Annotated in this window: 11 protein-coding genes; 7 read left to right on the top strand and 4 right to left on the bottom strand. The window is 41.6% G+C overall.

Features of this window, described 5'->3' with window-relative positions; all coding sequences use genetic code 11:
- Window positions 1-152 precede the first annotated feature (152 nt).
- Both UF75_RS22520 and UF75_RS22515 read left to right on the top strand, forming a co-directional pair.
- Window positions 153-458, top strand: a complete 306-nt coding sequence (locus UF75_RS22520; protein WP_045576780.1) for a transposase — start codon at window positions 153-155, stop codon at window positions 456-458.
- Window positions 459-465: 7 nt separating this feature from the next.
- The gene (locus UF75_RS22515; RefSeq protein ID WP_082075297.1) at window positions 466-870 is read left to right on the top strand and encodes an IS3 family transposase; all 405 of its coding nucleotides are present in this window, start codon (window positions 466-468) and stop codon (window positions 868-870) included.
- 123 nt (window positions 871-993) lie between these two features.
- On the opposite strand, the gene UF75_RS29420 is transcribed toward UF75_RS22515, so the two are convergent.
- Entirely contained in the window at window positions 994-1,185 is a 192-nt protein-coding gene (locus UF75_RS29420; RefSeq protein ID WP_197079506.1) for a hypothetical protein, read from the bottom strand.
- A 185-nt stretch (window positions 1,186-1,370) separates the two neighbouring features.
- Between UF75_RS29420 and UF75_RS22510 the strand changes: the two genes are divergently transcribed.
- The 4 genes from UF75_RS22510 to UF75_RS26570 all read left to right on the top strand — a co-directional run bounded on the left by UF75_RS22510 (window position 1,371) and on the right by UF75_RS26570 (window position 6,632).
- Window positions 1,371-3,167: a reverse transcriptase domain-containing protein gene (locus tag UF75_RS22510; protein WP_045576779.1), complete on the top strand. Its 1,797-nt coding sequence runs from the start codon at window positions 1,371-1,373 to the stop codon at window positions 3,165-3,167.
- 608 nt (window positions 3,168-3,775) lie between these two features.
- Window positions 3,776-5,590 (top strand): reverse transcriptase/maturase family protein, encoded by a 1,815-nt coding sequence (locus UF75_RS22505; protein WP_045576778.1) that lies wholly within the window; start codon window positions 3,776-3,778, stop codon window positions 5,588-5,590.
- A 167-nt stretch (window positions 5,591-5,757) separates the two neighbouring features.
- A complete protein-coding gene (locus UF75_RS26575; RefSeq protein ID WP_052693543.1) occupies window positions 5,758-6,264 on the top strand; it encodes a group II intron reverse transcriptase/maturase in 507 nt (168 codons plus the stop codon).
- A gap of 41 nt (window positions 6,265-6,305) precedes the next feature.
- Window positions 6,306-6,632, top strand: a complete 327-nt coding sequence (locus UF75_RS26570; protein ID WP_156146566.1) for a hypothetical protein — start codon at window positions 6,306-6,308, stop codon at window positions 6,630-6,632.
- 504 nt (window positions 6,633-7,136) lie between these two features.
- Here the strand turns inward: UF75_RS26570 and UF75_RS22495 are convergent.
- The gene (locus UF75_RS22495) at window positions 7,137-8,402 is read right to left on the bottom strand and encodes a uroporphyrinogen decarboxylase family protein (RefSeq protein WP_045576777.1); all 1,266 of its coding nucleotides are present in this window, start codon (window positions 8,400-8,402) and stop codon (window positions 7,137-7,139) included.
- A 162-nt stretch (window positions 8,403-8,564) separates the two neighbouring features.
- Between UF75_RS22495 and UF75_RS22490 the strand changes: the two genes are divergently transcribed.
- Entirely contained in the window at window positions 8,565-9,413 is an 849-nt protein-coding gene (locus tag UF75_RS22490; RefSeq protein ID WP_045576776.1) for an AraC family transcriptional regulator, read from the top strand.
- A 113-nt stretch (window positions 9,414-9,526) separates the two neighbouring features.
- On the opposite strand, the gene UF75_RS31135 is transcribed toward UF75_RS22490, so the two are convergent.
- Together UF75_RS31135 and UF75_RS31130 are read right to left on the bottom strand one after the other, a co-directional pair.
- Window positions 9,527-9,679 (bottom strand): hypothetical protein, encoded by a 153-nt coding sequence (locus UF75_RS31135; protein ID WP_348983091.1) that lies wholly within the window; start codon window positions 9,677-9,679, stop codon window positions 9,527-9,529.
- A gap of 214 nt (window positions 9,680-9,893) precedes the next feature.
- A partial coding sequence (locus UF75_RS31130) for a dihydropteroate synthase (protein ID WP_348983090.1) occupies window positions 9,894-10,339 on the bottom strand: 446 nt, incomplete at its 5' end.

Here is a 10,339-nt window from a genome sequence, read left to right as displayed (position 1 = left end):
CCGGAGAGTACCCCTTTACTTGCGAATTTGGTATTCTAAGCATATGGATGCAAATGTATTAAAACGGATATTTTTCGATCGACACGGACACTGGGATATACTGAACCCCATAGGTGAGACAGTAAATTGAAAAATTAGGTTATACTGGTAACATGAGTAAAACGAGAAAAACCTTTACCCCAGAATTCAAAGCCCAAGTTGTTCTTCAATTACTGCGGGAGGAAACTACGGTTAATGAGCTAGCTGCCACGCATCAGATCAGTCCCGTCGTAATTGGTCGCTGGAAGACTCAGTTTCAGGAACGAGCGTTTGAAGTGTTTAAGAAAGGCCCCTCTGACGCCGAGCAGGTCCTTGTAGAGAAGGAAGATCAAATTGCAGAACTCGAGCGAAAAGTAGGCCAATTAACGATCGAAGTTGATTGGATGAAAAAAAAATCTAGAGAATTACGGGGCAGATAGTAGGCGTATGGAACTTGTTGAACACCATCATGAGCATTTGACGGTGAAACGTCAGTGTGAGCTATTATCGGTCAATCGTAGCAGCACATACAGGAAACCGAAGGTTACCGGTCCGGATGAGGAAACCATTGGAATAATGCACAAGATTGATGCAATACATACCGCCCATCCCACGTTTGGGTATCGCAAAATTACGGATATTCTTTGTAAGAATGAGATAATCAATCGTAAGCGTGTACGGCGTTTAATGAAAGCAATGGATATTATTACAATCTATCCTAAACCCAATCTCAGCAAACGTTATCACGCCCAATATGTTAAACCATATCTGTTGAGAAATCTTAAGATAGTGCGACCGAATCAGGTTTGGGGTGTGGACATAACATATGGTGCGCCCATAACAGGGTGCTAAGAGAATCTGCGTTAGCACGTAGTAGGCCAGTACTACAACGACCTATTGTCAACCAGTTTACTGAAAAGTGGAAACGCCAATCAGGAAAATAGCATACTGGTAAAGCCATAAGTCAGCCAATGGTTAGGCTGCGACTGAACAGGCAAGACAAAAGTCTTGAACGAGGATAAAAGCTGTATTGCTTGAACGACAGCTCGAAGGGCCAAAGATGTATCGGCAGCGAAGCAACCATTGAAACGCTGCAAGGGGTAACGCCATGCCTTTATGGTAAGGAGACATGGCAGTAGTACGTATCCCTCCTGCTTGAGTATTCATGAAAGGGCGAAAATCGTATCCGACATCAAGACAAGCTTTTCTCTTAACACCTAAATGGGGATTGCCTAAAGCAAGCTAGCTTGCCATGGCAACGGAGCCTCCGTAGTAGTCGGAGATGGGGAAAGCCCATCACATGGCGAAGGGAGGCAGTCAACGTTCAGAAACTATGGAGGATGTGAGAGACATTGAGAAATCCATTAGTGATCATGAACAATCTCAAGAAGCATGCCCAAGCCGAAGGCTATGAGTACAAAAGAATCTACAGGAATCTGTATAACGAAGAGCTCTTCTTGTTAGCGTACAACAAAATCTATGCAAAACCGGGCAACATGACAAAGGGTTCTGACGGCAAAACAATCGATGGAACAAGCCTAGAACGGATCAACGACATTATTAACCAGCTAAGAAACGGAACCTATAAACCAAATCCAGCACGACGAACTTACATTCTGAAGAAGAATGGAAAGAAACGCCCACTGGGTATTCCCTCAATCGACGACAAGCTGGTACAGGAAGCAACAAGGATGATCTTAGAAAGCATTTGGGAAGATACATTTCTCAGTTGCTCTCACGGGTTTAGACCGAAAAGAAGCTGTCACACAGCACTTCAACAAATTCAATGTACATTCAACGGGGTAAAGTGGTTCATTGAAGGTGACATTTCGGCCTATTTTGACACCATCGATCACGACATTCTGGTAAGAATACTGCGCAAGCGAATAAAGGATGAACGATTTATTCAACTCATTCGAAAATTCCTTAAAGCAGGCTATTTGGAAGACAGGCAGTATTACGTCACATACAGCGGCACTGCCCAAGGGTCGATCATCAGTCCGATTCTAGCGAATATATACCTGAATGAACTAGACAAATATATGATGGAAATTAAAAAGTCCTTCGACATGGGAAGTGCGCGCAGGAGAAATCCTGAACACCGAAAAGCAGAAGCACAAAAATACCATATTAAAAAGAAGTGCACCTCCACATGGAAAACCTTAGATAAAGCAGAAAAGTCTAAAATATGCAAACAGGTTAAAGCGCTAGAAAAGACAATGGTTAATATTCCGTACGCAGATCCATTTGACCCTCAATACCGAAGACTCTCCTATGTAAGGTATGCTGACGACTTTCTGGTAGGAATCATTGGAAGTAAAGATGATGCCTTGCGAATTAAGGACGACATCTCAAAGTTCCTATCAGAAAGGTTGAGTTTAAGCCTCTCCGCTGAAAAAACGCTAATAACCCATTCGGCAAAACGAGCAAAATTTCTCAGCTTCGACATAACCGTTGCACGTAACAATAATCCTCGACGCAACTCGAAGGGTACCTTGACACGCACCCATAATTACTGTATCAAGCTACTCATACCCAAGGAGAGCTGGGTTAAAAAACTACATGCGTATGAAGTAATAAGGATCCGACCCCAAACATCGAATGAACCAGAAAAATGGCACCCTATTGCCCGAAACAAACTCGCTAACAAAACTGACCTCGAAATCATCCAACAATTCAACCAAGAAGTTCGAGGGCTCTATAACTACTACAGAATAGCCAACAACGCCTCCGTTCTACACAAATTTAACAATTTTATGTACTACAGCCTTTTAAGGACGCTCGCCAAAAAGTATAAGAAATCAGTGAGACAAGTCAGAACCAAATATGATATCGATGGCAAACTTGGCGTCAAGTACAAAGCAAAGGGTGTAGAAAGAGCCGTGCTGTATTACCACAATGGTTTCCGCAGAGATAAAGCGAGTGAGACAAAATATGGTGATGACGTTAAAATCGAATACAAATACCCATTTGGCAGATACAGCCCTGCGTACAAGCTCAAGCAGGGTGTCTGTGAACTCTGTAATGCGGTAAATGTAAGAATTTTAATCCACCATGTGCGTAGGTTAAGCAGTCTCATAGCGGATACGCCGTGGAATATTCGCATGATCAATTTGAGGCGGGTGTCGTTCTCAAAGTATTTCCAATGACTTTGATCCGGTAACCGGACAATTCTTTCTACGCATGACATGACGCACCCTTTCAATGTATACGGCTCTCCATCTACCATTTGATATCACGAAGCATGGATAATCTGACCGAAACAATGTTCACATACAGGAGCATGGTGATAAAGCGTGGGTGATTTGAAGATTGTGTAGAATCAGGTCGCGCAAGTTCTGTCCGATATGGTTAAAGTTAGACTACCTAAACCTAAATTACCAGTGATGGAAGCTCACATCTGAGGATACACAATCTAAATACTCCTCACTTATGACATACCCGAAATAGCGTTTCTTTCGGGGAAATCCAGAGTCATAAGACATTGAATAATGAATTCAAGCAAGGTAATAAGTGGGAACCTAAGTCGGACTATTACGTTCTTTCTGCGCAGAACATGGGATTGCCTAACGGGGGAAACTTCTAAGGTGACGGAGTCTTCGTAGTATCCAAGGTGGCGGTCGTAATGACGGTTGCACAGGCGGACTTTAATATGTGCCGCTGGATCGTTTTACCGCCGAAAGGGTAACTAAGTATGCGGGAGATCAGGAGAAGGAAGACAGGTGGTTACGATATCAATCGCTTGGAGGTATGCGGAATGCAGAAGGCCGAAAAAGTATTGGATATCATCGGCGACAGAGGAAAACGAGAATTACCGTTATATCGCATCTACCGTTTGCTCTATAACAAAGAGTTGTATCTTATCGCTTACAAGAATATTTATGCCAACAACGGCGCGATGACCAAAGGTGTGACAGACGAAACAGTTGACGGCATGTCCATTGCTAAGATTGATCGAATTATCGATCAACTGAAAAAGGAAACTTATCGTTTTGCGCCTGTCAGACGTGAGTATGTCAAAAAAAAAGGCAGTAAGAAGCAACGCCCTCTCGGACTGCCAACATGGTCGGACAAATTACTTCAAGGAGTCATTCGTCTGATTCTGAATATCTACTTTGATCCACAATTCAGCAACGCCTCTCACGGTTTCCGTTCCAATCGGGGATGCCACACGGCATTGGATTCTATTCGGGCTAAAAATGGTTGGAAAAGTGTAAAATGGTTCGTTGAAGGCGATATCCGCGACTGTTTTGGCAGTATAGACCACGGCATTCTACTGGGAATTCTGGCTGAAAAAGTGAAAGACAATCGCTTCGTGAGACTGATGAAACACTTTCTGGAATGTGGATATATGGAAGGATGGAAATATAATGCTACCCTAAGCGGATGCCCGCAAGGGGGAATTTTAAGTCCTTTGCTTTCTAACCTCTATATGGACAAGTTCGACCAGTTTATGGAGAAACACATCCTCCCCATCTATAACCGCGGGGGCAGAAGGACAGAAAACAAAACCTACAAAGCGCTGAGCAATCAGATTAAAAAGCACATGCGCCGTCAAGACTGGAAGATAGTAAAGGAACTCAACAAGCAGAGACAGTCCATGCCTTCCAAAGATTCGAATGATCCGGCATTCAGACGACTTTATTATATCCGTTATGCGGATGATTGGTTGTTGGGAATTTCAGGCCCTATGCAGGATGCGATCAAAATCAAGGAACAAATTAGAACCTTTCTCGTGAGTGAACTAAAATTAACACTTAACGAAGAAAAGACCTTGATTACCCATGCGAAAACCGAAAAGGCGAGATTTCTTGGCTATGATATCCACGTGCTGCATCAGGATACGAAGCATGATAAACGAGGACAGCGCAGCATCAATGGGGTGATCGGCTTTCGCGTTCCAGATGAGAAGATGAAAGACAAAGCAAGACAATATAGGAAGAGCGGAAAACCAATTCATCGAAAGGAACGGACGATTAACTCCGATTTTGATATTATTGCCCAATACCAGTCCGAATTTCGTGGGTTCGCCCAATACTATCTGCTTGCCTATAATGCTCATCAGTTACATGGTCTCAAGAGAACAATGGAGTTATCTTTGGCACGTACCCTTGCGAATAAGTTCAAAACGACGGTCAACAAAATCTTCAAGTTGTACAAAACGACCCGTGAAACTGACGGACAAAGCTACAAGGTGCTTCAAACGGAAGTGAAACGGGAAGGGAAAAAGCCGTTGGTCGCTTACTTCGGAGGGTTTAAGCTCGGATACAAGAAGGATGCTATCATAATGGATGAGCTACCGACAGGAAATGTGTTCAGCATCAAGAGTCAACTTATTGATCGTCTGATGAAAGATACCTGTGAGTTATGTGGATCAAGTGGAAATATTGAAATGCACCACGTCAAGAAACTAAAGGACCTCGAAAATAACGGTAGAAAAGAAAAACCTGAATGGATGAAACGAATGATGGCAATGAGAAGAAAAACACTGGCCGTATGTCTCGAATGCCACACCAAAATCCACTCAGGTAAATATGACGGTAAGAGATTTGTAAACGCTAATGTCGGCTGAAAGTTAATCACTGGCGAGCGGAGTGCACAGGAAACTTGCACGCTCCGTTCTGAGAGGGGCATCTGGAAAAGTACTATTTTAGGATAGCAACTCGCTGGGTGCCTACTCTACTTCAAGTCCGGTTCTGAGAGAGACTGGGGGTGAAATTCCCCCGGTCTACTCACCTTGTGATAGGTATTATCGGTTCCCGTGAGGATGCTGAAAAAGTCAAGGCAGATGTAAAGGCGTTTCTGCATGAAAAGTTAAAGCTCACTATGTCGGAGGAGAAAACAAAAATTACGCATGCCTCTGAATTTGTGCGTTATCTTGGATACAACTTCACAGTATCACACAGTGTGAGTACCAAGCGTAATAACCGTGGCAGTCTTAGTAAACAGTGGCGTGGCAAGATTAGGCTTTATGTTCCAAAGGAAAAGTGGGTCAATAAACTGCGGGAATACAAGGCTTTCAAAATATACCATGATGAAAATGGTATTGAGAAATGGAAAGCCACTCATCGAGGGAAACTTATGAACAGACCGGAAGTTGAAATCATCAGCAAAATCAATGCGGAAATTCGGGGCATCTACAATTACTATCGGTTAGCAGATAACGCCACGGTACTAAGTAATTTTGCGTTCATAATGATAGGTAGCATGTACAAGACTTTTGCCGCAAAAGGCAAACAAGTATAGCAAAGGTGAGGGCTTCACACACAAAGAATGGCATTTTTGGAGTGGACTATAGAACCAAGGCTGGATTAAAGCGATGTGAAGTTTATCATGATGGATTCCGCAAGAATGTAAAAGCGGCACCAGACTTTGCGGATGTTCTACCTCAATACCGCAAATACGAAGGTTCAAACACCCTTGCCAGCCGTATCAGGCGTGGAATATGTGAATTATGTGGCAAAACCACAAGCGACATTCGCATCCACCACGTTAGACAGTTGAAAGATTTAACCGATAAAACCGAATGGGAAAAGCTGATGAAGAAAAGCCGTAGAAAATCACTAGCACTATGTCCGGTCTGTAATGAGAAAATACATGCAAATATAATCTAAGTGATAGATAAATGGAAAGCCGTATACCTCGAGAGGGGTACGTACGGTTTGGGAGGGAGTGAGCCGAAACCTATCGGAATTCCGACAAGGCGCGGCGATCTTACCTCATGAAGGTTTACCACATTGAACGTGGTTTGAATATACTGTCTGACGGAAGAGTTAACCCCACTTATAGCACAGGTCAAGTTATTCAGCCTAAGAAGACTAATTTTGGGTAGGGGAGGTATATCCATTTTGCAGTTAAATTAAGTAAATGATGTTGTTAAAGTGCATAATAAGTGAATTATTCAATAATGATCGGTGGAAAAGCTAAATTGCTGGCTTCAAAATTTCTTTTAAGGTATTTTTGAACAGATTTTTCAGTTTCTCTTGAATGTCCTCAACGGATTTGCAGCCTTTTGCCAATGAAGAAGAGTTTTGCACAAATGATCAATCCTTCCCTAATGGTAGGTTTAACCACTTACACAAAACCCTCTACATTCTCTAAAGATCTATATTAAACTCTTATAAAGTTAGATTGTATTCCTTTACCGCTTCATACATGGCTAAAAGGTTTTCAACTGGCGTTTTTCCGACAATATTATGAATTGGATTAAAAACAAAACCGCCACTTTTTGAAAAAATCTCCAACCGTTCTTTTACTTGTGATTTAACTTCTTCTGGAGTTCCAAAAGGCAATACCTGCTGCGTATCTACCCCACCGCCCCAAAAAACCAGTTTTTGTCCATACTTTTCCTTTAGCATTTTAGGGCCCATTCCTGCAGCTGAACATTGAACTGGATTAAGAATATCTATGCCAGCTTCAACCATATCATCCAGCAACCTTACCAAAGAACCGCATGAATGGTAAAATGTTTTCCAGTTGGTGTTCTTATGAATCCAGTCATTTAGTTTCTTTTGGTATGGCTTGTAGAACTTCCGGTAAGTCTCCGGTGACATGAACTCGGAATTCTGTGTACCAAAGTCTGTGCCGCTTACCCAGATAACCTGAATCCTATCCCCTACAGCCTGTTTGTAAATCTCTAAATTCTTTAACGCAACTTCAGCCTGAAGTTCAAAAACTTCAAGAATATAATCCGGGTATAGAATATGAGCGACAAGCCAGTCATCCATCTTACGTATACCTGTAGGATTCTTTACATTTGCACCAGGAATCGCAGCTACGTCTCCAAATCCACCGCCGCCGCACATTCCAACAATACCGTATTCTGTTTCTTCATAAAGACGTTTTGACTCTCTTTCAAGGTATTTAGCAGTTTCATCATCAAAAACCTGAAAATCCTCCGCAAAGTCACTTTTTGCGTCAAGTTTATCTTCTTCAAAGCCCCCACTGCGGTCAATACTGTCAAAGAAATACCCTTCGGCCGGCATTTTCATACATGGACGAGCCGATCTGTCCCCTTGAGGATAGACATAAGTAGCTCCTTCTCCATCAACAGAATATTCAAAATTTCCCGACATCAATGTAGGTGTTCCATCCGGCATGTTCCAAGGTTTCCAGTTTTCATTCTTATACCCCATAAATGTGTAAGGATTCCATAACCCAACAACATCTGCACCAAGCTTTTTTAAAACGTCTTCATCGACCATACCCAGTATTTGTGAAGGTTCATGTACCAATATGGGTTTTTCCTCTAAGCCTAATGCTTTTCTAAGCTGGTAAAGGGTGCTGGCACTTATACCTGTTTGAGAAGTTCCTCCTAAATCAAGGGGAACCCTATCTGGTTGTTGATGATTCAAGGTCTTTATTAATCTTTCTCTAGAATTCATTTGTTTTTCCTCCAATTTGTACGATAATATTGAGTTAATTAATCTTGCACCTCATTAATTCATATTATATAGTAATGTTATAGCATTTCATCCTTTTATATTGCTTATCTGTTTTTAAATCTTGCTATTTAAAAAAATTTCTTTTTAGGTGGTTTTTACATTATGCAGGTAAACGAAAAAGGGGTACTGGATAGATCGGAATATTACTTTTTCACCCCTAGCAATTTAGCCAAATCCCTGTTTTTTTACCCAATGAACACCGGCAAGTTCTTTTGTGACCCCAATTACCATGTGAGCAGAAATAACTACAATAGCTATCTCTTAATGTACGTTATGAGTGGGCACGGAACTGTTTGTTATAATAAAAAAACCTATAGTGCTAAAGAAAACGATCTGGTAATTATTAATTGTCACAGGCCTCATGAATATGGTACCAATATCGGCTGGACAACATTATGGCTTCATTATGATGGAAATACTAGCAGAGAACTATTTGACTTGATCTATTCACGGTTAGGGTGTGTCATCCCTTTGAATAATAATTTAATAATACCGAAGTATTTTAATACAGTTATCGAATCTGCAAGGGCGGAAAGTCCAATCCCCGAACCAATAATTTCGTGTTATATTCAACGTATGTTGACTGAACTACTGATGTTTTCTGTTGATTTTGCCTTAGAAAAATCTGAAAAAAATGATCCCATTGTGGAAGCCATAGGATTCATCGAAGCAAATTACAGACAAAAACTAAGACTTGATGACATTGCCTCACTTGTTAACATTAGCACCTATCATTTTGCCAGAAACTTCAAAAAAGAAACCGGATATTCCCCCTACGAATTTATTATTAAGACTCGAATTAACCATGCCAAGACACTCCTTAAAAACACCTCTCTACAAATTAAGGAGATCGCCCTCGATTGCGGGTTTTCTTCCGAATCTAATTTTGTTGTCAATTTTCGAAACAATGTAGGGGTTACTCCAAGTGCGTTTAGAAGTATTCCTTTCTAGATGGCACTTTAACAAAAGGACACCTTAGAATTTAGTTTTACATTCCAAAGGTGTCTTAAAACATGTAGGCTCACAAATATTTTTAGAAATGTAATTCCTAAAACCCCAACAATTTACGCGTGTATTTTACCTTCACGTACTTTTGTTATATATTCCATACAGTATTCATCATGTCCTGCTAGAGTCCGTGATGCAGTAGCTAAGGACATCATTGTTTGGTCCAGGGGATCAAGAATAAAAGCATCCATGCCCATTGCCACACTCATTATCATAAAAACTTAGTTTAACAGTTTACGTTCCGGGAGGCGAAAGAAATGTTGGACAGTCCCGAAACCAAGTGTACCTTCGGATATTTTTGATGTAAGGCGCGGGTGGTCTCCAAAACATCTACTCCGAAAGCGTGATTTACGCCTAATGGCTTGACCAGTGGGTCGAGATAAATATTGTCTTCAGAAACTTCAACGGCAGTCAGACCTGTCACTAACTTATCAGCGACTCGAACCGATCCTCTATTGACTCCGGCATACCTTTATCGTCCATACAAAGGATGATAACTTTACTTTTGTATTGCTCTACGAGAGGCAATACTAGCTCCCAACGCTCCGGCTCAGCGCTGATAGAATTAATCATCGGTTTTTTGCTACAAAGTTCTAAGCCTACTTTGAGCGCCTGCGGATTAGGACTGTCTATACATAAAGGAACATCAATTACTTCCTGGATGAGCTCCACCAGCCATTTGACATTTTCCAGTTCATCGCCGCCTGATGCGCCATTCACATCGATGTAATGAGCACCAGCTTCAGCTTGTTGACGAGTCAAATCCTGAAGATAGGCTTTATCTTTCTCTTCGATGGCCTTAGCAATAGCTTTACGGGTAGAATTAATTAGTTCTCCTACAATTATCACTGTTTTTAACCCACTGGTGT

The sequence above is a fragment of the Desulfosporosinus sp. I2 genome, assembly GCF_000960765.1.
Taxonomy (GTDB): Bacteria; Bacillota; Desulfitobacteriia; order Desulfitobacteriales; family Desulfitobacteriaceae; genus Desulfosporosinus.
The sequence above is the reverse complement of the archived record's forward strand: the minus strand, read 5'-3'. Positions and strand labels throughout refer to the sequence as shown.

Coding starts and splice junctions, on each gene's coding strand:
- UF75_RS22515 (WP_082075297.1), top strand. CDS start 466: ATGGAACTTGTTGAACACCATCATGAGCATTTGACGGTGAAACGTCAG.
- UF75_RS22505 (WP_045576778.1), top strand. CDS start 3,776: ATGCAGAAGGCCGAAAAAGTATTGGATATCATCGGCGACAGAGGAAAA.
- UF75_RS22490 (WP_045576776.1), top strand. CDS start 8,565: ATGCAGGTAAACGAAAAAGGGGTACTGGATAGATCGGAATATTACTTT.
- UF75_RS22520 (WP_045576780.1), top strand. CDS start 153: ATGAGTAAAACGAGAAAAACCTTTACCCCAGAATTCAAAGCCCAAGTT.
- UF75_RS29420 (WP_197079506.1), bottom strand. CDS start 1,185: ATGAATACTCAAGCAGGAGGGATACGTACTACTGCCATGTCTCCTTAC.
- UF75_RS22495 (WP_045576777.1), bottom strand. CDS start 8,402: ATGAATTCTAGAGAAAGATTAATAAAGACCTTGAATCATCAACAACCA.
- UF75_RS31135 (WP_348983091.1), bottom strand. CDS start 9,679: ATGAGTGTGGCAATGGGCATGGATGCTTTTATTCTTGATCCCCTGGAC.